The organism is Mycolicibacterium sphagni (genome assembly GCF_002250655.1).
In the GTDB taxonomy this organism is placed as follows: Bacteria; Actinomycetota; Actinomycetes; order Mycobacteriales; family Mycobacteriaceae; genus Mycobacterium; species Mycobacterium sphagni.
Map to the genome: position 1 here is coordinate 56,342 of NZ_NOZR01000010.1, position 20,295 is coordinate 76,636.

Consider the following 20,295-nt stretch of genomic DNA (forward strand, 5'->3'; position numbering starts at 1 on the left):
CGATGGAGTTATCCACAGGCGCTATCAACAATGGGGATGAATCACATGCGTGTGATTGGGTGACCAGAAGGTTGCCAGCCCCAAAACGGCGAACGCACAGGGTGAATCCTCTAAGGTGTCGGCCGCGCTCAGCGCCACCGCATTGTCAGCAACAATCCGGTGATCATGAACCCGAACGCGATCGCGTAGTTCCAGGGACCAAGTTTCGCCATCCACTGCAGTGCGCTGGGCACATCCAGACCGGAGGCGGCGAGCTGGAACACCAACAGCCAGGCCAGCCCGATCAGCATCAGGCTGATGAACAGCACAACGAACCACACGCTCGACGGTCCGGCTTTGACCTTGACCGGAGTACGGCTCACCGAATTGATCGTGAAGTCGTTCTTCTTGCGAACCTTGGACTTGGGCATGGGTACCTTCGGGCCGGGATCTTCTGCGACGATGGTGCGCAGATCGACTATGAGATTAACGCAGCGGCGCCGCCACCCGAAAACTCCGGCACCAGCGACGACGGGCACCACGCGCTCGCCGTGGCGGTTCGGCGTGCCGGTGGTGTGCCTTCTGGCCGGAGTGCTGCTGGCCGCCACCCACGGCGTATCCGGTGGCAGTGAGATCCGCCGTGCCGATTCGCCCCGCCTCGTCGACCTGGTTCACGAGACCCAGAATTCGGTCGACCGGCTCAGCGCGCAGCGCGACGGGCTGGCCGCTCAGGTCGACTCCACCCACGGTGCCTCGGCCGGCACCGCGCTGGCGGCGATGCTGGCCCGTGCCGATGAACTCGCCGGCGACGCTGGATTGGATCCGGTGCACGGCGCAGGCCTGATCGTCACGCTGTCCGACGCCCAGCGTGACGCCAACGGGCGGTTCCCGCGCGATGCCTCCCCCGACGACCTGGTGGTCCACCAGCAGGACATCCAGGCGGTGCTCAACGCTCTGTGGAGCGCCGGCGCCGAGGCGATCCAAATGCAGGATCAGCGCATCATCGGTACCTCAGCCCCGCGCTGCGTGGGCAACACTCTGCTGCTGAACGGGCGCACCTACAGCCCGCCGTACACGGTCACCGCGGTCGGGGACGCGAATGCGATGCGGGCGGCGCTGGCAGCCGCTCCCCTGGTCACCTTGTACAAGCAGTACGTCGTGCGGTTCGGGCTGGGCTACACCGAGCAGGTCCGCGACGATCTCACCGTCGCCGGGTACACCGGACCGGTGCGAATGCGCTACGCCCAGCCGGTCGGTCCGGTCGGTTATTGAGTGGATCCGCCCAGGTAACCTGACCTGGTGCAGGTCTTGGTCGTCGACAATTACGACAGCTTCGTGTTCAACCTGGTCCAGTATCTGGGCCAGCTCGGAGTCGACGCCCAGGTCTGGCGCAACGACGACGACCGGCTGGCGGACGCGGCGCAGATCGCGACGGAATTCGACGGCGTGCTGTTGAGCCCGGGACCGGGCACACCGGAACGCGCGGGCGCCTCGATCCCCCTGGTTCGTGCGTGCGCCGCGGCGGGCACCCCGTTGCTGGGCGTATGCCTGGGTCACCAGGCGATCGGAGTCGCCTTCGGCGGCACGGTGGACCGCGCGCCGGAGCTGCTGCACGGTAAGACCAGCACCGTCTTCCACACCAATAGCGGTGTGCTGCAAGGACTTCCGAACCCATTCACCGCGACGCGCTACCACTCACTGACCATCCTGCCCGAGACGGTGCCGGCCGAGCTGCAGGCGATAGCTCATACGGCCCCGGGCGAGCGTGGCGACGGGATGGGCGGGGGCGGGGTCATCATGGCGGTGCGTCACGTCGAGCTGCCGATCCACGGCGTGCAATTCCACCCGGAGTCGATCCTGACCGAGGGCGGGCACCGGATGCTGGCCAACTGGCTGGGTTACTGCGGGCAGGCTCCCGACGAAACCCTGGTGCGCCGCCTCGAGCAGGAGGTGGCCGACACCGTCCGGCACGCCCTCGGCGGCGAGGCTCCGTTAGCCGCTACGACGCAAAGCTGAGGGTGATCGTCGCCCCGAAGTTCACGCCGGTACCCGGCGCGGGGCTTTGGGTCACCACGGCATTGGACCGCTGACCGCTGTTCTGGACGTCGCCGCCCTTGTCCAGACCGCCGGTCCAGCCCAGGCCACGCAGTCGCGGCTCGGCGTCGGTCCAGAACATTCCGCGCAAATCCGGCATGACGAACTGGTTGGCGCGCGACACCTTGATCTGGATCACGGTGTCCTGGGGAACCACCTGCCCGTTCGGCGGATCGGTGCCGACTACCTGGCCGGACGGCTCGGTGCTATCGGTCGGCACAGGCAGCGTCTTCAAGAATCCGGACGCGGTAAGAATCTGCTGGGCCACGTCGATGGTCTGCCCCGCGACCACCGGAACTTCAGCGGTCTGTGGCCCATTGCCGACGACGATCGTGATTTCGTTGGTGATCGCCGAAAGCTGATTGGCCGGTGGAACGGTGGACAGCACCCTGTCCTTCTGGTCCGGCGTAGACGCCGAAGTTGTCTGTTTGAACTTGCTGAACCCGGCGTCTTTGAGTTTTTGGACGCAGTCGGCGTAGCTGATGCCTCCGCCACTGCCGCCATTGCTGCAGTCGGGTACCTCGCGCTGCTCAGGGCCGGTCGACAGATTGATCGTGATCTCGTCACCGGCGCCGGCCGAGGAGTTTGCAGTGGGATCCGTGCTGACAACTTTTTCGGGCGGCACCGTGTTGTCCGGGGTCGTCTGGGTCCGGATCTTGAAACCCTTGTTCTGCAACGTGGCGATCGCGTCGTCTTTGGCCTGGCCGCGCACATCGGGTACCTGCACATTGCGCGGGTTACCGCTGACCATGTTGATCCCGATGGTCACCACCACGGTGAGGACGGCCAACACCGCGACGACGATGAGCCAGCGGGCGATCGATCCGCCGGCCCGATCAGTCTCGACGAACGTGGCCGTCCGCGGGATTTCGTCCGTCTCGTCACCGCGGGACGGCGCCGCCGGTGCGTTGAGCATGGAGGTCCGCTCCGCGGCGCTGAATACCTTGGGCGCTTCGGGGGCTTCGCCGTTGTGCACGCGGACGAGGTCGGTGCGCATCTCGGCCGCCGTCTGGTAGCGGTTGTCCGGGTTCTTGGCCAGGGCCTTGAGCACGACGGCATCCAGCTCCGGGGAGATGCCGGGATACCGCTGTGACGGCGGCACCGGATCCTCGCGGACATGCTGATAGGCCACGGCAACCGGTGAATCGCCGACGAACGGCGGCTCCCCGGTGAGGATCTCGTAGAGCACACAGCCCAGCGAGTAGACGTCGGAGCGGGCGTCGACCGGTTCGCCGCGGGCCTGCTCGGGTGACAGGTATTGGGCGGTGCCGATCACCGCGGCGGTCTGGGTGACGCTGTTGCCGGTGTCGGCCAGCGCCCGGGCGATGCCGAAGTCCATCACCTTTACCGCGCCGGTCTTGGAGATCATGATGTTCGCCGGCTTGACGTCGCGGTGGATGATGCCGTGCTGGTGGCTGAAGTTCAGCGCCTGGCAGGCATCGGCGATGATCTCGATGGCCCGCCGGAACGGGATCGGGCCGTCGGTGTGGACGATGTCGCGCAGAGTCACCCCGTCGACGTACTCCATCACGATGTAGGGCAGCGGGCCGTTGCCGGTGTCGGCCTCGCCGGTGTCGTAGACGGCCACGATCGCGGGATGGTTCAGCGCGGCGGCGTTCTGCGCCTCCCGGCGAAACCGCAGGTAGAAGCTAGGATCACGAGCCAGGTCAGCACGCAGCACCTTGACCGCCACATCCCGGTGCAGCCGGGTGTCACGGGCCATGTGCACCTCGGACATGCCACCGAAGCCGAGGATCTCGCCCAGCTCGTAGCGGTCGGACAGGTGCTGTGGGGTGGTCATTGCGGCTTCTCGTCGTGTCGATCGGGCTCGGTCAGAGCAGCAATAGCCACGCTGGCGGACGTGATTCGGATTACCCCGTGCCCGCCAGAATTACCGGTGAGTGGATCTTGCGTCCAACCGCTGGGAGCTGCCTGGCTGGTGGGCGTGACCGTGTCGGTGACGGTCTGCTCGACGGGCTTATTCTCCTTGCGGTCGCGATCGGCCAGCACGATCAGGATGGCGCTGATGATGGCCAGGGCACCGAGCACACCCGCGGCCCACAACAGGGCCCGCTGTCCCGAGGAGAACGTGCGCCGCGGTGGCGCCGGACGGTGGCTGCCGGTGTTGACCCGCGGGCGCATCCCGGTAGCCGGCGGCGCCGGCAGGCGGGGCGAACTACCGGGGATCGAGGCCGGGGTCGCGCGGATGGTCGGTGACGAGTTGGGCCGCGGCGGCCGGCGGCCGGCGCGTACCGCTGCCACGGCGTCGGCGAACTGCCCTCCGTTGCGATACCGCATGCCCGGGTTCTTCACCAGGGTGATTTCGATCAGTTCGCGCACGTTGGGCGGCAGGTCGGCCGGCAGCGGGGCGGGCGTCTCCTTGATGTGTTTCATCGCCACGGTAAGCGCGCCGTCACCGACGAACGGCCGCTTACCCGAAACCGCTTCGTAGCCAACAACTCCCAGGGCGTAGACATCACTGGCCGCGGTGGCGTCGTGGCCGAGGGCCTGCTCGGGCGCGATGTACTGGGCGGTGCCCATCACCATCCCCGTCTGGGTGACAGGGGCGGCGTCGACGGCTTTGGCGATACCGAAGTCGGTGAGTTTCACCTGACCGGTCGGTGTGATGAGGATGTTGCCGGGCTTGACGTCGCGGTGCACCAGGCCGGCGGCGTGGGCCACCTGCAGGGCGCGGCCGGTCTGCTCGAGCATGTCCAAGGAGTGCCGCAGCGACAGGCGCCCGGTGCGTTTGATCACGGAGTTCAGCGGTTCGCCGTTGATCAGTTCCATCACCAGGTAGGCGGTGCGACCCTCACCGTCCATATCGGTCTCGCCGTAGTCGTGCACGGCGGCGATGCCGGGGTGGTTGAGCATGGCGACGGTGCGGGCCTCGGCGCGGAACCGTTCGACGAATTCGGGGTCGGAGGAGAACTCCTGCTTGAGCACCTTGACCGCTACCCGGCGTCCGAGCCGACTGTCGACGGCCTCCCATACCTGGCCCATACCGCCGGTGGCGATCAGCCGCTGCAGGCGATACCGGCCTGACAGCGTCACTCCCACGCGCGGGCTCATTGCTCGCCTCGCTTCGCTCGACTTCGGAGGCTCATTGCTCGCCTCGCTTCGCTCGACTTCGGAGGCTCATTGCTCGCCTCGCTTCGCTCGACTTCGGGTGGCTCACGAGGCCCCCTGTAATGCCGCGGCAATCGTGGCCCGCCCGACCGGTGCGGCCACCGATCCGCCAGTGGCCGACAGGCGGTCACCACCATTTTCGATCAGCACAGCAACCGCCACCTTGGGGCTCTGAGCCGGCGCGAAGGCGATGTACCAGGCGTGCGGCGGGGTGTTGCGGGGGTCGGTACCGTGCTCGGCGGTGCCGGTCTTGGATGCGATCTGCACGCCGGGGATCGCCCCTTTCTGCTGGGTCATCTGCTCGGCGCCGATCATCAAATCTGTTAGCTTAGCCGCCACCTGTGGCGAAACGGCCCGTCGCTGCTCCTGCGCCGACGCGGTACTGATGTTGGACAAGTCGGGTCCCTTGAGACTGTCCACCAGGTAGGGCTGCATCATCACACCGGAATTGGCGATCGTCGCCGCCACCAACGCGTTCTGCAAGGGTGTCACCGCCACGTCTTTCTGACCCATGCTCGACATCCCCAGTGCGGCGGCGTCGGTCATGGGACCGATGGTCGATTCCGCCACCTCCAACGGGATCGGTGCTGGTGGGCTGTCGAACCCGAAAGCCTGCGCCGTGCTTCGCAGGGCATCGGCACCCACCCGGATACCCAGTTCGACGAAGGCTGTATTGCAGGATCGGGCGAAAGCCTCCCGCAGAGATGCTGTGGGTCCGCTGCCACACGGTGTTCCGCCGTAGTTCTCCAAGGTGGCGGTGCTGTTTGGCAGCTGAATCTGCGGCGCGCTGGTGAGCTGGTCGTTATCGGTCACCCCGGACTGCAGTGCCGCCGCGGTGGTGATCACCTTGAAGGTCGATCCCGGCGGGAACGTCTCGGAGATGGCGCGGTTGGTCAGCGGGGAGGCCGGGTCGTCGCGCAGCTGCTGCCAGGCGGTGCCCTGTTCCTCCGTGTCGTGGGTGGCCAGCAGATTCGGGTCGTACGACGGTGACGACACCATCGCCAGGATCTTGCCGGTGGACGGCTCGATGGCTACCACCGAGCCACGGCAGCCGCCGGTGCAGCCCTGTTGCAGCGCCTCCCAGGCGGCCTGCTGAATGCGCGGCACGATGGTGGTATCGACGTTGCCGCCGCGCGGGTCGCGGCCGGTGAAGAAGTCAGCCAGTCGTCGCCCGAACAACCTCTGGTCGGAGCCGTTGAGGATGCCGTCCTCGGCCCGCTCCAATCCGGTGCTGGAGTAGCGCAGCGAGTAGAACCCGGTAATCGGCGCGTACACATAGGGATTCGGGTACACCCGCAGGAACCGGTAGTGCCCGCTGGTGGACACCGAATACGCCAGCAGCTGGCCGCCTGCGGTGATCTGGCCGCGCTGGCGCGAATATTCGTCGAGCAGCACGCGCTGATTGCGCGGATCGGCACGCAGACCGTCGGCGCGGAAGACCTGGGTGATGGTCGCGTTGAACAACAGCAGCACGATCAACGCCATGATCATCACCGATATGCGACGCAGTGAAGTGTTCATACCCGCTCGATCACCTCGGTACTAGAGGCCGCGATGGACGCGTGCGGGTTGGTCATGATCGGGCGCCGGGCGGCGTGGGAGATCTTCACCAGGATCGCCAGCAGCAGGTAGTTGGCCACCAGTGACGAGCCGCCGTAGGACATCCACGGTGTGGTGAGTCCGGTCAGTGGGATCAAACCGGTGACGCCGCCGACGACGATGAACAGCTGGATCGCCAGGGTGGACGCCAGGCCGGCGGCCAGCAGTTTCCCGAAGCTGTCTCGCACGGCGATCGCGGTGCGCAACCCCCGCACGATCACGATCGTGTACAGCATCAGCACCCCGGCGAGGCCGACCAGGCCCAGCTCCTCGCCGATCGCGGCGGTGATGAAGTCCGTCGACGCGGCCGGCACGGTGCCCGGTTGCCCGTTGCCCAGCCCGGTGCCGAAGATGCCGCCGGTGGCGAAGCTGAACTGCGACTGCACCATTTGATAGCCGGCGCCCTCCGGGTCGCCGAAGGGGTCCATCCAGGTCTGAACCCGGACGCGGACGTGGCCGAACAGGTAGTAGGCCACCACACTGCCCGCGGCGAACAGGGTCAGGCCGATCACCACCCAGCTGAACCGCTCGGTGGCGATGTAGACCATCACCAGGAACGAGGCATACAGCAACAGCGAGGTGCCCAGGTCCTTCTCGAAGACCATGACGCCGACGGAGACGATCCAGGCCACTAGAAGCGGAGCCAGATCACGCGGCCGCGGCAGGTCGGCGCCCAGGAAATGTTTACCTGCACTGGTGAACACGTCACGCTTGGCCACCAGCACGGCGGCAAAGAAGGTCAACAGCAGAATCTTCGAGAATTCAGCTGGCTGAATGCTGAAGCCCGGCAACCGAATCCAGATCTTGGCGCCGTTGGTCTCCGAGTATTGGGCGGGCAGCAGTGCCGGAATCGCCAGCAGCACAAGGCCGGCCAACCCGAACGTGTAGCCGTAGCGGGCCAGGATGCGGTGGTCCTTGAGGAAGACGACCACCAGGGAGAACCCCACGACGCCGAGGAGTGTCCACAGCATCTGCTGTTCCTCGCTGGGACCGCGGTGGGTGTTCAGTGGGCCGCCGATCAGGTCCAGGCGGTGGATCATCACCAGGCCCAGACCATTCAGCAGAGCCACCACCGGCAGTAGCACCGGATCGGCATAGGGCGCGAAGCGCCGGATCGCCAGGTGCGCGCAGACGAACAAGGTGAGGAACGCGAGCGTGGAACTGGCCAGATCCCAGCTGATGCCCTGCTCCTGGTTGGCCTCCACGATCAGCAGTGCCACGACGGTGATCAGGGTGGCGAAACACAGCAACAACAGCTCGGCATTGCGCCGGGTCGGGGTTGCCGTAGCCAGCGTCACGGGTGCCTGCGGTTGGGTGCTCATGCCGCCGCCCGGCAGTCGGTACCCGGTTTTTGCGGTGCTGCGGGTAGTTGCGTCACCGTGGGCGGCGGAGTCGTGGGCGGTGCAGGAACAGCGGAACCTGTTGTGGCGGCGCCACTTTCACTCGTTGCGGGGACTGGGATCGGCGCGGGTGACGGCGCAACTGTAGAGCTGGGAGCCGGTGCCACAGGGGTGATTACGGGTACCGGCGTGGAGGCTGGTGCCGGTGCCAGAGTTGACGCGCTCGGCGCCGAGGTGGGCACCGGCCCCGGCGCGGGGGGTGCGCTCGGAGCCGGAGACGACGCGGGAGTCGGGGTGGGCGTGGGGGTGGGTGTGCTGGTCGGCGGCGGAGCGCACGGCGGCAGCAGCGAGCTGTGCGCCAGCTCGCGCAGCTGCCCGATCGCGTCGTCGAGGGATCCGGCGGGCAGCCCGGCCGATACCTGGGCCCGCTCGGACGGGCGCAGATCCTGTAGGCGCATCAGCTGGCAGCCCAGTGAGTCGGTGGACTGGCCGTAGCTGATCTGGGACAGCTCATTTCGGTCGTTGAGGCAGCCCAACAGGTAGGGCTCCTGTAGCGGGTAGCCCAGTATCGAACCCTCGATACCGCGCATGATCGCCACCGTGCCGTCGTGGGCGCTGACGTAATAGTTACTGCGGATGACCTGGCGGCCGACCGCGAGCCCGGCCAGCGCCAGCAGCAGGATCACTGCGACGGCGATGATCATCCGCCGGCGTGAACGCGGCTTGGCCGGCGGTTCAGGTTCGGCCACCACCCGCTTGGCGGCGGGGGGCCGCGGCGCGATGGCCGACGCGCGCCCGGCGGCGGTGTTCGGTGGCGCGACGTCGTCGTCATGGCCAGAGACCGCCCCGGCCAGGATCGGCTGGGTTTGCCCGCCGTAGTCGTGGTCTACGACATCGGCCACTACCACGGTGACGTTGTCCGGGCCGCCGCCACGCAGGGCGAGCTCGATGAGCCGGTCCGCGCTCTCGGTGACGTCGGGAATCTGCAGGGCCTCCAGGATGGTCTCCTGGCTGACCGGGTCGGACAGGCCGTCGGAGCACAGCAGGTAGCGGTCGCCTTCCTTGGCTTCCCGCATGATCAGCGTCGGCTCGACCTCGTGGCCGGTGAGGGCCCTCATGATCAGCGAGCGTTGCGGGTGACTGTGCGCCTCCTCGGCGGTGATGCGGCCCTCGTCGACGAGGGTCTGCACAAAAGTGTCGTCCTTGGTGATCTGTGCCAGCTCGCCGTCGCGCAACAGGTAGCCGCGTGAGTCGCCGATGTGGACGAGCCCAAGTCTGTTGCCCGCGAACAGGATTGCGGTCAAGGTGGTGCCCATGCCCTCGAGTTCGGGCTCCAGCTCGACGTGCGCGGCGATGGCCGAGTTGCCCTCGTGCACCGCCTCGTCGAGCTTGCTCAGCAAGTCGCCACCGGGCTCGTCATCGTCGAGGTGGGCCAGCGCGGCGATCACCAGCTGCGAGGCCACCTCACCGGCGGCGTGCCCGCCCATGCCGTCGGCCAGTGCGAGCAGCCGGGCGCCGGCGTACACGGAGTCTTCGTTGTTGGCGCGAACTAGGCCGCGGTCGCTGCGGGCGGCATAGCGAAGGACGAGGGTCACGGGCGCAGCTCGATTACCGTCTTGCCGATGTGTACCGGCGTGCCAATCGGAACGCGTACTGCCGTCGTCACCTTCGCCCTGTCGAGGTATGTGCCGTTGGTCGATCCTAGGTCTTCGACGTACCAGTCGGAACCGCGCTGCGACAGCCGGGCGTGGCGGGTGGAGGCGTAATCGTCGGTGAGCACCAGGGTGGAGTCATCGGCGCGGCCGATTAACACCGGCTGGCTGCCGAGGGTGATCCGGGTGCCGACTAGCGCGCCTTCGATCACCACGAGGTAGCGGGCGGCGTGGCGCTGTTGGCGCGACGGCAGCAGCGTGCCGCGCAACGCCAGGCCCCGACGCACCATCACCGCACCGGTGGGCGCGTAGATGTCATTGCGCAGTATCCGCAACACCGACCAGATGAACAGCCAGAGCAACAGCAGGAAGCCGGCGCGCGTCAGCTGCAGAACTAGTCCCTGCATCCGGCGTCCTCTCCGTCCTCGTGCCCCGCTCGCCGTTCCCGCGATACCAGCAGGCCCGGGCCGACTTCGGCACCGTCACGATACTTGGACGCCGGTGGGTGCGCGGGTGAAGGCGCTCCCGCATCAACCAAGCCGCAGTCCCGCCTACCTCAGTGGACGCGGACGATGATCTCGGAATGGCCGAGCCGGATGACATCGCCGTCGGCCAGCTGCCACTCTTGCACGGGCGCGTTGTTCACCGTGGTTCCGTTGGTGGAGTTGAGGTCGGACAGCAGGGCGACCTGGCCGTCCCACCGGATCTCCAGATGCCGGCGGGAGACCCCGGTATCCGGCAAGCGGAACTGCGCGTCCTGGCCGCGGCCGATGACGTTGGCGCCTTCGCGCAACTGGTAGGTGCGGCCGCTGCCGTCATCGAGTTGCAGGGTGACTGCGTGCCCGGCGGACGGGTACTCGCCCTGGGCGGGCGGCTGCGCGTAGCCGCCGTAGCCGCCACCAGCGGGCTGCTGACCGTAGTCGTAGTCACGGCCAGCGGGCTCGGCGTAGCCGGCCTGCTCGTAGCGGCCGTAGTCCGGCTGGCCGTACTCAGGGCGCCCGTAGCCGCCGCCATAGCCCTGGTCGTAGCCGCCCTGGTCGGGGTAGGCGGGCCGAGGCTCGGGCCGGCCGTAGCCGGCGTCTTCGTGCCGGCCCGGTGCGCGGCCGTAGTCGTAGTCGCTGGCCGGCCCGGCCGGCGGTGCCTGAGAGGGGTAGCCACCACCCTGCGGCGGGCCGTAGCCGCCGCCGTATCCGGGGGGCGGGCCCTGGCGGTAGTCGTAACCCTGGCCGCCGCCATAGCCGCCGCCGGCGGGGGGACGCTGCTCATAGCCCTGGCCGTAGCCCGGGGCGCCGCCGTAGCCGCCCTGCTCGGGGTAGCCGCCCGGACGCTGGCCGTAGCCCTGCTCGCCGGGAGGGGGTGCATAGCCGCCCTGCTCGGGCGGATACGGGCCACGCTGCTCGGGGGCGGCGGGTCGCTGTTCTTCCGGACGCGGGTAGCGCTCGTCGTAATAGTCGTCGCCGGGCCGCCCCTGACCCTGGTCGCCGCGGTAGGTGGGGTTGTCGCTCATCGCTGGTACTCCTGGTTCTGCGGTGTACGCCTGGTTCGATTGTGCTGGGGCGGTGCTGGCTCGGGGCGGGTGGGGGTCGACGTCAGGATTGACGACGCCGCGCGCACGGTATTGGCCGGTATGCAGGCTCGGCGACTGCTCAAACCTGACAACCACATCACCATACGTTTGCCACCCCTGATCTCGGATGTATCCGCCCAAGTGTTTGGCAAAAGTGTCCGTGGTGAGATCGCGATCGGCGCTGACCTTCTCGAAGTCAGATCCACTGAGAGTAATGACGTATTCATTGGGGGCCAAAAATCGGTCGCCCGGCAGGGTCCGCACACCAGCGGAGGCTTCTTGCCGCAGCGCTGCTTCTACCTCCGCAGGTGCGATTGATCCGCCGAATACCCGGGCGAACGCATCGCCCAGGGTGTTCTCGAGTCGGCGCTCGATGCGTTGAACCAGACCTCTCTGGTTACTCATCTCACCGCCTGCCTCGAGTCGCCGCATGTCGCGGCGGTGCTTGCCTTCCTCTTGATGGTATCGGCCCAGGTCGACGCCCCGTCACCATGAGAATTCTGAGAATCCCATTACACCAGGTCAGCGGCTCGGAGCGCAGGTGTGACGGCGGTCGCTAGGCTGGTCGGAGCCGCGGGCGCGAGTTGAGGTCCACCCCCTCAACCGTGATACGCTCCCCCGGTTGTTTCGGGCGAGTGGCGGAATGGCAGACGCGCTGGCTTCAGGTGCCAGTGTCCTTCGGGACGTGGGGGTTCAAGTCCCCCTTCGCCCACAATTGTCATGAGTCGGGTCATCGGTTACAGGTGAGTCGAGTCATGGGTTACAGATTCCCCGGCCTTTGGCCGGGGTTTTTGTGTTTGTTGGGCCAGTATTTTTGTCGGGATTGATCTCATGGCTGGCTAGGACGTGGCCGGTTTTGCTGATCACGGTCTGGTCGACCACGCTCAACATCGCGGTCCAGCAGTGCGCCCCAGAACGCGGCGCGCCTGTCGGGGTCCACGCAGTCGATTGTTAGACCGTTCCACCGAGTTCGCATTCCCAAGTGAATCAGTTCGAGGACTCAAGTGTCAGGAGGAACAGTCTCCATCTCCATCAGGTCGCCGACGCCCCCGACCACCTGGCGGCGCTTCGCCGATCTTCGCCCCTGGATCCACCCGAGTGAAAGAGCGTCCGTGCAAGGTCCCGTCGATTACAGCCCCGCGCGTGACCGCAAGGTCACCGCCCTCATTGATGACGTCGCCTCGGCAATATCCGCGATAAGTGGCCTTGCCCCCCGGCTCAACAACCAGGCGTTCCGTCATGCCGATAATGAAGGCGTAACCGCCTGATGCGATGGTGAGCGTGCCTCCGACATAGCCAACCAGCAGGAGCTTCCCGCCGCTGGTCACGCGGACGTCACCATGTGTCGCGCCCAGCTTCACACGAAGACCTGAAATTACCGTGGTCATAGTGCCGACGATACGGTGCGCTTCCGTCCACGAGGAGCCGTAAAGGCACCCGCGCTGGCGAGTACGGAGGCTAGGGGACGTCGTCGGCGCAGTGGTCCTCACCGAACTTGTTGAGGACAGGCTCTGATCGACCTCATTTCCCAACAAACGAGACGGCGGCCTCGTCGTGGCGGCATGTCGTGGTGACTGGACGTTGCGCGCGCTCCTCCTAGACTGGCGGTGTGGCGACTTTGGATGTTTGCGGCGCAGGCTTGCGCACACTTGCTGGTCAGTGTTCAGCCGATGCGTCGGGGTTAGCCACCGAGACTCTGAGCGCGGCGGTGACACCACCCGCGCAGGCAACCGGCACGGCGGTCAGCGGTCTGTACGCCGCGGTCGGAGCAACGGTGACGGTGCTGGCAGGCAAAGTCGAGGCCACGGGCCTGGCGTTGACCATCGCGTCGGCCCAGTATGTGAACAGCGACGAGAGCTCCGCGCAGCGCCTCTCCGCCCTTGATGCCCCGGTGCAGCCGTAGATGCCTGCCGCTGTCGGTGCAGGCATACCCAGCCTCTCGCAAATCCTGTCCTGGGACACCACCCACCTGTCGCAGGCAGCGACCGACTGGGTGAGCACCGCCAAACACTGGGAAGACACGTTCACCCGCATGCACCGTGGCACCCTGTCACCGGGTAGCACCGGATGGGAGGGTGTTGCCGCTGAGGCCGCCCAGAAGCGCACGTTCAGTGATCTGGTCAAGGTCCGCGGCTTGGCAGACACGTTGAACGATGCCGCGGCCGTTGCTCGCCGAGGGGCCGATCAACTGGCCTATCTCAAGCGTCACGCCATCGACGCCATCAACGACGCCCAGGAGGCGGGCTTCTGCGTAGGAGAAGACCTCTCGGTCACCGACACCAGCAAGTACAGCGGACTTCGGGTCGCCGCAGCGCAGCAGTTCGCGGCAACGATCGCCACCCGCGCCGTCGCACTCAGCACGGCCGACAACGAGGTCGCCACAAAAATCACCGCCGCAACAACGGAACTGAACGGCCGGGGCTTCTCTGAATCACCCGAAACCATCCGAGCACTGGATTTTCCGCTCGCACCGGCACCGCCACAAGAAGACGAGCGACGCCACAATCAGATCGAGGCATTCCGCAAGGTATTCGGGCGCGACCCGGTCTCGCCAGGGGATTGGACCACCGCCGCCGGGCTTGATCCGCACACCTACGACCCGAAGTTTCGCGGCACCAACTCCGATGTCGAGGTGGTCCGCATCAAGCCCGTGTCGGGGCAGGGTGTGGTGCGGTCGTCACAGTGGATCCCCGATCGCGAGGTCCGCGGGGCGCCCCCCTGGTCGCACGACCTCGGCAACAACCGGGGCCCCAACCCGAACTTCGACCCTGAGGACACCAAAGTCACCGCCATCATCGACTACGACAACGGCATCGTCATCCTGCGTCAGAATCCGTCGGTGCTGGAAAACTCCGACGGATCGCCCGGTGAGGTCCGAGTCGGACGCCCCTCCGGGACGGTGACCCAACTCCCAGACGGCTCGGTGCGGATCAAGTACGACTCCGGCAACCCCTTCGCACCTGAGATCAGCCGCAACCCAAGTATCACCGACGGCCACCCTTGGACCGTCAACGGCGACCTCGTGTTCACCCCAGGTGCCAACGGTGTCACCATCGACGGCACTCGCACGGACTACCCGTCGATGGAGGTTTACCAGGACATGCCCGACGGGATGACGCGCACCGTGCTAATCGACAACGCCGCCGCCGGCGGACAGCAGGGACCAATGAGCAATCTGCCCTTCCACCACGATGTCGGCAGCGGTGGAAAAGCGTTCGCCCCGTTCAACACTGGCGGTTGGAACCCCCGTTACGACGTGCCGACACCACTGCCCGGCACCCCCTTAGGCCCGGTCGCCAAGCCACCGTCCGCAGCGCCACCGGCCATCGGGGTACCGATGTGAGCAGCGAACATGAAACCCCCACGACAGCGCCGACATCGTCCGAACGGATGTGGCGCGCGGCGATATGGTCCACGGTGCTGCTGTTCCAGGCGGTCTGCGGATTGTTCCTAGCCGCCATGTGGACCCTGACCAAATTCGGATTCCGCGACAACGATGCGGTCGTCGCCGGTCACAAGACCCTCACCGCGACGGCCGCTGCGACCGCCATCGCACTGGCCCTATCCGCCCCGCTCTTCATGAACCGCCGCTCCCTACCTCGCGGCATAGGCCTCGGGCTGGCCACATCCGCCCTCATCTTCGCGACGGGAGCAGGGACCTATGTCCTCTGGCTTCACTGAACTGCCCCGCTACAGCCGCACCACCTTCGCAGCGTTCGCGATCAACGTGTTGCTGCTGGAATTCACCACCTGGGTGTTGCTCACTACGGCGCCGTATTTCGTACCGGTCATCGCCCTGCCCGTGATCATCCTCGACGCACTCATCGCCTGGGCACTCAGTCGCCGGGAAGGCCGGACCGCTCAAATTGGCCGCGGACTCGCCATCGCCTGCCTCACACCACTGCTGACGCTGCTGATCTTCATCCCGGGATGGATCATCACTCGTAACATCGGGCACTGACGTCTCGTGCCTTGCGCCACTGGACGCTGCTGTACTGGCTCTTCTGGACGTGGCAGTGAGCCGTTGAGGGGGGTCGGATTTAGGACACGATTTAGACGACTAGGTAGCCGAGTCGTTGCGCGGCCCTCGCGATCCGTAACACCAGGCCGGGGTGAGCCAAGGGCAGGGAGAGCAGAGGCCTGGGGGGCATCGCCTCGGCAGCGGGCATGAACAACGCGATGCACGGTTCGCCGGCGAACCGGCTGTTGTAACGCAGGCCGTCCAGGTCGGGGAAGGCACCGGTGATGCGCCGCGCCCAGCGCTGCGTAATCGAGTGCGGCCCGGTCGACAACGCGAACGTGCCTCCTGCTCGGGTTGGCCACGCACCGATGCTGTCAGCGGCCAGGTCGAGCAACCGAAGCTCGCGGGTGAACTGCAACCCGGTCACGTACGGATCACCACGAAACCGGTCGATGGTGCGCGCGGCCTTGAAGGCCTCGCCCAGCGCAGAAGTGGGGCCGGAAGCGCCGTACCAGACACCAACACCGTCATGATGCCGCGCTGGAGGCGGGTGCGGGTCGAACCGCAAATGTGGACCGTGCTCCCGAAAAGCGTTCCACGCCAGCACGTGTTCACCGGCGGTGCGGTGAACTCGCCACCACGACTCATCGGTCGAGATGACCCGGTACTCGTCATTGCGGATGCCGAGGGCACGTAGCTGGTCTATCGGTGGAGGATCGGGCAGGCGCGCCGTCACGCGGTGTACCAGTCGGTGCTGGCGGCGGCTGCGAGCGCTTGATCTACACCACCGCCGTCGCGCAGCCACTCCACCGGAGTCATCGCCCGACCCTGAAACAAATTGGGTTGCGGGGTCTGCAGGAATCCGGCCACCGCCAACGGATGAAGCTCGGGAGGCAAAGCCTTGAACACCTGATCGAGGCCACGGACTTGCCGGGTAGGTCCTCCGCCGTCGCCTGTCTCGAATTGCAGCACGGGAAACACCCACGTATGCCCGTCTGGAATGGCCCATAACTCACGAGCAAGCCGCTTCTGCCGCACTCGCGAAGCGCTGACGCCGAGTCCGGCGGCAACCTCATCGGCGGTGAAGGCAGTGACGGCAAGATGTGCGCGGCGGCCGGCGGCTTCGGTCCCAGTGGCCACGAACGCGTCATGGTCCTCGATGAAGTCCGCGTCGTCGAGCAGACGGGCCTCGTCTTCGGTGAGGGGGGCGGCCCACGGCCGGGAGGCGGGGAGGAACTTCAGTACGGCGACGAACTCGCTGGTCGTGATGCCAAAACGGTCCTGGAGCAGTTGTTCCAGTTCGCGGTCCGTAGACATGCGATACTCCGTCTAACGATGATTAACAGAAGTATATCGCCGTTAATCGGGTACGTCGAGGCCGGCGATTGCCCGCCAGACCCGCGACGGCGTCATCGGCAGCTCATGCAACCGCGCCCCGCACGCGTCCGCAATGGCATTGGCCAGCGCTGGTGCCACCGGGTTGTACGGCGATTCGCTCATCGACTTCGCGCCCAGGGGCCCGAGTTCGTCGTAGGTGTCGGCGAAGAGAACATCTGTGACAGGGAGGTCGGCCAGCTGTGGGATGTGGTAGTCGCGTAGCGCGGGGTTGACGACGGCCCCATCGGGCCCGATCTGCATCTCCTCGTAGAGCGAGGAACCGATCGCCTGCGCCACGCCCCCTTCCACCTGCCCACGGCACTGCTCGACGTTGATCACCACGCCCGCGTCGACGGCCTGGACCGAGCGCAAGATCTCCACCTGACCCGTCTCGACGTTCACCGCCACCCGAAATGCCTGAACGTTGAACGCCACCGAGCGGCGGTTTCCATCGTGCCGTCCCCGCCCCACCAGGCCGGTCGGCAAGCGTGCGAAGTCGACCAACTCATCGCCGCACTGGACGCCGTGCCGGGCCAAGGTGCACGACCCCGGTGCGGCGCCGGTCAGCTCCGCCGCTGATCGGATCATGAGGGCACGCAGGTCCTCGCAGGCGCCCAGAACGGCCCGGCCGGCGACCACGGTGCCGGCCGATCCGAACGCGCCGGTGTCGTAACCGACTGCGTCCGTGTCGGATTGGCGAATCACCACCCGGTCAGCAGTGGTGTTCAGTACGGTCGCCGCCAGTTGGGCGTGCACGGTGGTCGTGCCGTTCCCGAACTCGGCGGTTCCCACGGCCAGCGTGTAGAGGCCCTCTGGGTCGACCGAGATCCAGGCCTCAGCGAAGTGCCCGCGAGGCGGGAGCGTCGCTATCATGGCCAGCGCCATCCCCTCACCGACGTGCCATTGCGCGCCGTCCGGGGGCGCCGGGCCGGCGCTGTCCGACAAGGCGGCCTGCGCCAGGTCCAGGCACTCGTCGAGCCCGTAGCTGCCGAAGACCAGATCGTCCTGTCCGACATGCGCATCGACAAAGGCGTCGCCGGGCACGATCACGTTTCGCCGACGAAATTCGAAGGCGTCGATGCCCAATCGCCGGGCCAATATGTCGAGTGCTGACTCCACCGCGAAGATGACTTGGCCGAGTCCATATCCGCGGAACGCGCCCGACGGAAGGTTGTTGGTATACACCGAGCGCGCGTCGACGCGCTTGTTCGCGCACCGGTAGACCGACACCGATTCACTGCAACCGTGAAACATCACGCCGGGACTGTGGTTGCCGTACGCTCCGGCGTCGGTCAGCACGTCGATCGCCAGTGCGGTCAGTCGCCCCGCCGGGTCGGCAGCGGCGGTCACGTCCACCCGGAAAGGATGTCGGCACGGTGCCAGGGTGAACTGGTCGGCCCGGCTGAACTCATAGCGCACGGGACGGCCCAGTCGCAGCACTGCCAACGTGACGATGTCCTCACACAACATTTCCTGCTTGGCGCCGAAGCCACCCCCGACCCGCTTGGTCAGGACCTGAATCGCGTCCCGGTCCAAGCCGAATATGTGGCACAGCTCGTCGCGAACCAGAAACGGGACCTGAGAGCTGGTGCGAATCACCAGGCGGCCCTGGCCATCCCGCCAAGCCGTGCAGCCGTGGGTTTCCAGGTGCGCGTGCTGCACGCGCTGGGTGCGCCACCGACCCCGTACGACCGAGCCGCCAGAAGCAACGGCCTCCGAGACCCCGCCATCGACGTCGCCGATGCCACCGTGCAACTCAGCGACGACATTGCGTAGCGGGTCGGCGATGCCCGCCCGGGTCTCCTTGTCACCATGCAACAGCGGCGCCCCCGGCGTGAGTGCCTCTTCGGGATCGAAAACCGCGGGCAGCTCCGCATAGTCGACACTTATTGCACAGCAGGCCTTTTCAGCCAGGGTCGGGCTCTCGGCGACCACCGCGGCCACCCGCTGACCGACGAATCGGACGACATCGTCGAGAATGTAGGTGTCCTCAGGATCGTCGGTGCGCAGTTCGTGACGAGCCACCGAGAATGCCACCGCCGGACTGTCCCGATGAGTGAGCACCAGGTGCACGCCGGCCATGGCCTCCGCCGCAGTGGTGTCGATCGCCACAATCCGGGCGTGCGCCACAGGGCTTCCCAGAACGGCGATGTGCAGCAGTCCTTCTGGCGTCCAGTCCATGGTGTACTGCTCGGTGCCGGTCACCACACGCGGCCCGGCGGGGGCGCCGAGGGAGCGGCACGCCTCACCTGAGGCGGGCTTGTCGATGTTGACTTTGCCCGCCAACGCATCAGTGATTGCGCGGTACCCCGTACATCGGCACAGATTGCCCTTGAGATTGGGCGGCAAGTCGGCCAGCTGCTCGGCACTGAGTGACGCCGCAGTGGTGACCATGCCGGCCGTGCAGAATCCGCATTGGAATCCGGCGGCCTCGACGAAAGCTCGTTGCATCGGATGCAGGTCGTCCGGTGTGCCCAACCCGGCCACTGTGGTGATCGTCCGTCCAGCCGCGCGGAAGGCGGGATAGACGCACGAGTGCACCGCCTGTCCGTCGAGAAGCACTGTGCAGGCGCCGCAGTCCCCGGCGTCGCAGCCTTTCTTGACCTCGAAATGTCCATGGTCACGCAGGAAGGTCCGTAGGCACTGTCCGGGAGCCGGGTCGTCGGAGTATTCGCGGTCGTTGACGGTGAACGTCATGTCAGCTCGTCTCGAACCTGCTCGGCAAGTAAGGCGGTGACAGCGGCGCGCCAGTCTGGGTCGCCATGTACGTCGTTCGTCCACGCGTCGGTGGGGATCGCTGACAGCGCCTCGCGAAGCGTCGAGGCGTCGGGAATGGCGGGGAATTGGAACACGAAGGGACGTAGGGTCGCCGCCGTCACCGATAGCACGAACCCGCCGCCGTCATGCTCACTGTCGCGGCGGCCGATCACCACAGCACTGGACCGGCCCAACGCCGAGGGTGCAATCTTGCGAAACGCGGTGCGCCCCCGCAACGCCGATGCGGGCAAGTGGACTGCGCGCAGCACCTCACCGCGAGCGAGCACGTTCTCAGCGTCTCCGACGACGAATTCGCCTGCCTTGAGGGTGTAATCGCTTCCGTCCGGACGCCACACGGTCAGCGTTCCGTCCAGCGCCGACACGAGCGAGATCATGGCGCCGGCCGGAAACGACAGACAGATGTTCCCGCCGATGGTCGCGGTTCGGCAGATCTTGAACGAGGCCAGCAGAGCAGAACAGCACTGGCGCAGCAGGGGCGCCGCCAGCCAGGAGGGCCGGCTGCTCACAAGCCGATCAGTCAGGGCTGAGATGTCGGACAGCGTGCATGTGGCGGCGAGCTCGATCCCATTGTCCCTCAGGATGATTGGATCCCAGCCGAGGCGCGTGATATCGATGAGCCGGCGGACCTGCGGCTGCGGTTGGGAAAAGAGCCACGTCCCGCCGGCAAGGACGGTATCGCCACGCTCCACGATCGACAGGTCGTCACGGCAAGCGGGAAAGCTCACCGTTTCGACGCCGATCAGGTCCATCTACCGACCGTAATGTCCCCGCCTGCGTCCCGCACGTTCACGGACTGCAGGCCACGGCTACAGCTGTGAC

The 20,295-nt window shown here is 66.5% G+C and carries 20 protein-coding genes and 1 tRNA gene; 7 read left to right on the plus strand and 14 right to left on the minus strand.

The window, feature by feature from the left end; translation table 11 throughout:
• Positions 1–128 precede the first annotated feature (128 nt).
• Positions 129–410 (minus strand): cell division protein CrgA, encoded by a 282-nt coding sequence (gene crgA / locus CG716_RS13690; RefSeq protein ID WP_094480393.1) that lies wholly within the window; start codon positions 408–410, stop codon positions 129–131.
• A gap of 49 nt (positions 411–459) precedes the next feature.
• Here crgA and CG716_RS13695 point away from each other — a divergent pair, with 49 nt between their 5' ends.
• Entirely contained in the window at positions 460–1,251 is a 792-nt protein-coding gene (locus tag CG716_RS13695) for a DUF881 domain-containing protein (protein WP_094480395.1), read from the plus strand.
• Between the two features lie 27 nt (positions 1,252–1,278).
• Positions 1,279–1,995 carry an aminodeoxychorismate/anthranilate synthase component II gene (locus CG716_RS13700; protein WP_094480397.1) on the plus strand — a complete coding sequence of 239 codons (717 nt, stop codon included), beginning with the start codon at positions 1,279–1,281 and terminating at the stop codon, positions 1,993–1,995.
• Here the strand turns inward: CG716_RS13700 and pknB are convergent.
• The 7 genes from pknB to CG716_RS13735 all read right to left on the minus strand — a co-directional run bounded on the left by pknB (position 1,979) and on the right by CG716_RS13735 (position 11,765).
• The gene (gene pknB, locus CG716_RS13705; protein ID WP_094480399.1) at positions 1,979–3,874 is read right to left on the minus strand and encodes a Stk1 family PASTA domain-containing Ser/Thr kinase; all 1,896 of its coding nucleotides are present in this window, start codon (positions 3,872–3,874) and stop codon (positions 1,979–1,981) included. The genes CG716_RS13700 and pknB overlap by 17 nt on opposite strands.
• The gene (locus CG716_RS13710) at positions 3,871–5,145 is read right to left on the minus strand and encodes a serine/threonine-protein kinase (protein WP_094480401.1); all 1,275 of its coding nucleotides are present in this window, start codon (positions 5,143–5,145) and stop codon (positions 3,871–3,873) included. Before CG716_RS13710 ends, pknB begins: the two co-directional genes overlap by 4 nt.
• 102 nt (positions 5,146–5,247) lie before the next feature.
• Positions 5,248–6,723, minus strand: coding sequence for a D,D-transpeptidase PbpA (pbpA, locus tag CG716_RS13715; protein ID WP_094480403.1), 1,476 nt, complete (start codon positions 6,721–6,723; stop codon positions 5,248–5,250).
• Entirely contained in the window at positions 6,720–8,123 is a 1,404-nt protein-coding gene (locus CG716_RS13720) for a peptidoglycan glycosyltransferase RodA (RefSeq protein ID WP_094480405.1), read from the minus strand. The genes pbpA and CG716_RS13720 overlap by 4 nt, the downstream gene beginning before the upstream one ends.
• A complete protein-coding gene (locus CG716_RS13725) occupies positions 8,120–9,736 on the minus strand; it encodes a protein phosphatase 2C domain-containing protein (protein ID WP_094480407.1) in 1,617 nt (538 codons plus the stop codon). The genes CG716_RS13720 and CG716_RS13725 overlap by 4 nt, the downstream gene beginning before the upstream one ends.
• Complete coding sequence (locus tag CG716_RS13730) at positions 9,733–10,200, minus strand: FHA domain-containing protein FhaB/FipA (RefSeq protein WP_094480409.1); 468 nt, start codon at positions 10,198–10,200, stop codon at positions 9,733–9,735. The genes CG716_RS13725 and CG716_RS13730 overlap by 4 nt, the downstream gene beginning before the upstream one ends.
• Positions 10,201–10,349: 149 nt before the next feature.
• Positions 10,350–11,765, minus strand: coding sequence for an FHA domain-containing protein (locus tag CG716_RS13735; RefSeq protein WP_094480637.1), 1,416 nt, complete (start codon positions 11,763–11,765; stop codon positions 10,350–10,352).
• Between the two features lie 224 nt (positions 11,766–11,989).
• On the opposite strand from CG716_RS13735, the gene CG716_RS13740 reads away from it, so the two are divergent.
• A tRNA-Leu gene (locus CG716_RS13740) sits at positions 11,990–12,072 on the plus strand.
• 117 nt (positions 12,073–12,189) lie between these two features.
• Here the strand turns inward: CG716_RS13740 and CG716_RS31335 are convergent.
• Entirely contained in the window at positions 12,190–12,336 is a 147-nt protein-coding gene (locus tag CG716_RS31335) for a VOC family protein (RefSeq protein WP_420093193.1), read from the minus strand.
• Between the two features lie 31 nt (positions 12,337–12,367).
• A complete protein-coding gene (locus CG716_RS13745; protein WP_234817842.1) occupies positions 12,368–12,748 on the minus strand; it encodes a hypothetical protein in 381 nt (126 codons plus the stop codon).
• A 221-nt stretch (positions 12,749–12,969) separates the two neighbouring features.
• On the opposite strand from CG716_RS13745, the gene CG716_RS13750 reads away from it, so the two are divergent.
• The 4 genes from CG716_RS13750 to CG716_RS13765 are packed head-to-tail and all read left to right on the plus strand — an operon-like array spanning position 12,970 to position 15,321.
• Positions 12,970–13,263 carry a hypothetical protein gene (locus CG716_RS13750; RefSeq protein WP_133066942.1) on the plus strand — a complete coding sequence of 98 codons (294 nt, stop codon included), beginning with the start codon at positions 12,970–12,972 and terminating at the stop codon, positions 13,261–13,263.
• Complete coding sequence (locus tag CG716_RS13755) at positions 13,264–14,703, plus strand: WXG100 family type VII secretion target (RefSeq protein ID WP_094480413.1); 1,440 nt, start codon at positions 13,264–13,266, stop codon at positions 14,701–14,703.
• Positions 14,700–15,041 carry a hypothetical protein gene (locus CG716_RS13760; RefSeq protein ID WP_133066943.1) on the plus strand — a complete coding sequence of 114 codons (342 nt, stop codon included), beginning with the start codon at positions 14,700–14,702 and terminating at the stop codon, positions 15,039–15,041. The genes CG716_RS13755 and CG716_RS13760 overlap by 4 nt, the downstream gene beginning before the upstream one ends.
• On the plus strand, positions 15,022–15,321 hold the full coding sequence (locus CG716_RS13765) for a hypothetical protein (RefSeq protein WP_094480417.1): 300 nt from the start codon (positions 15,022–15,024) through the stop codon (positions 15,319–15,321). Before CG716_RS13760 ends, CG716_RS13765 begins: the two co-directional genes overlap by 20 nt.
• A gap of 91 nt (positions 15,322–15,412) precedes the next feature.
• On the opposite strand, the gene CG716_RS13770 is transcribed toward CG716_RS13765, so the two are convergent.
• The 4 genes from CG716_RS13770 to CG716_RS13785 are packed head-to-tail and all read right to left on the minus strand — an operon-like array spanning position 15,413 to position 20,225.
• Positions 15,413–16,057, minus strand: a complete 645-nt coding sequence (locus tag CG716_RS13770) for an RES family NAD+ phosphorylase (protein WP_094480419.1) — start codon at positions 16,055–16,057, stop codon at positions 15,413–15,415.
• Positions 16,054–16,638, minus strand: coding sequence for a hypothetical protein (locus CG716_RS13775; RefSeq protein WP_094480421.1), 585 nt, complete (start codon positions 16,636–16,638; stop codon positions 16,054–16,056). Before CG716_RS13775 ends, CG716_RS13770 begins: the two co-directional genes overlap by 4 nt.
• Positions 16,639–16,680: 42 nt before the next feature.
• Complete coding sequence (locus CG716_RS13780; RefSeq protein ID WP_094480423.1) at positions 16,681–19,395, minus strand: molybdopterin-dependent oxidoreductase; 2,715 nt, start codon at positions 19,393–19,395, stop codon at positions 16,681–16,683.
• On the minus strand, positions 19,392–20,225 hold the full coding sequence (locus CG716_RS13785) for an FAD binding domain-containing protein (protein ID WP_094480425.1): 834 nt from the start codon (positions 20,223–20,225) through the stop codon (positions 19,392–19,394). Before CG716_RS13785 ends, CG716_RS13780 begins: the two co-directional genes overlap by 4 nt.
• Between the last annotated feature and the right edge of the window lie 70 nt (positions 20,226–20,295).

Bases quoted from the DNA above. Each gene is read 5' to 3' on its own strand.
- crgA (WP_094480393.1), bottom strand. From the start codon at position 410: ATGCCCAAGTCCAAGGTTCGCAAGAAGAACGACTTCACGATCAATTCG.
- CG716_RS13695 (WP_094480395.1), top strand. From the start codon at position 460: ATGAGATTAACGCAGCGGCGCCGCCACCCGAAAACTCCGGCACCAGCG.
- pknB (WP_094480399.1), bottom strand. From the start codon at position 3,874: ATGACCACCCCACAGCACCTGTCCGACCGCTACGAGCTGGGCGAGATC.
- CG716_RS13710 (WP_094480401.1), bottom strand. From the start codon at position 5,145: ATGAGCCCGCGCGTGGGAGTGACGCTGTCAGGCCGGTATCGCCTGCAG.
- pbpA (WP_094480403.1), bottom strand. From the start codon at position 6,723: ATGAACACTTCACTGCGTCGCATATCGGTGATGATCATGGCGTTGATC.
- CG716_RS13720 (WP_094480405.1), bottom strand. From the start codon at position 8,123: ATGAGCACCCAACCGCAGGCACCCGTGACGCTGGCTACGGCAACCCCG.
- CG716_RS13730 (WP_094480409.1), bottom strand. From the start codon at position 10,200: ATGCAGGGACTAGTTCTGCAGCTGACGCGCGCCGGCTTCCTGCTGTTG.
- CG716_RS13735 (WP_094480637.1), bottom strand. From the start codon at position 11,765: ATGAGTAACCAGAGAGGTCTGGTTCAACGCATCGAGCGCCGACTCGAG.
- CG716_RS31335 (WP_420093193.1), bottom strand. From the start codon at position 12,336: ATGCGAACTCGGTGGAACGGTCTAACAATCGACTGCGTGGACCCCGAC.
- CG716_RS13745 (WP_234817842.1), bottom strand. From the start codon at position 12,748: ATGACCACGGTAATTTCAGGTCTTCGTGTGAAGCTGGGCGCGACACAT.
- CG716_RS13755 (WP_094480413.1), top strand. From the start codon at position 13,264: ATGCCTGCCGCTGTCGGTGCAGGCATACCCAGCCTCTCGCAAATCCTG.
- CG716_RS13765 (WP_094480417.1), top strand. From the start codon at position 15,022: ATGTCCTCTGGCTTCACTGAACTGCCCCGCTACAGCCGCACCACCTTC.
- CG716_RS13775 (WP_094480421.1), bottom strand. From the start codon at position 16,638: ATGTCTACGGACCGCGAACTGGAACAACTGCTCCAGGACCGTTTTGGC.
- CG716_RS13780 (WP_094480423.1), bottom strand. From the start codon at position 19,395: ATGACGTTCACCGTCAACGACCGCGAATACTCCGACGACCCGGCTCCC.
- CG716_RS13785 (WP_094480425.1), bottom strand. From the start codon at position 20,225: ATGGACCTGATCGGCGTCGAAACGGTGAGCTTTCCCGCTTGCCGTGAC.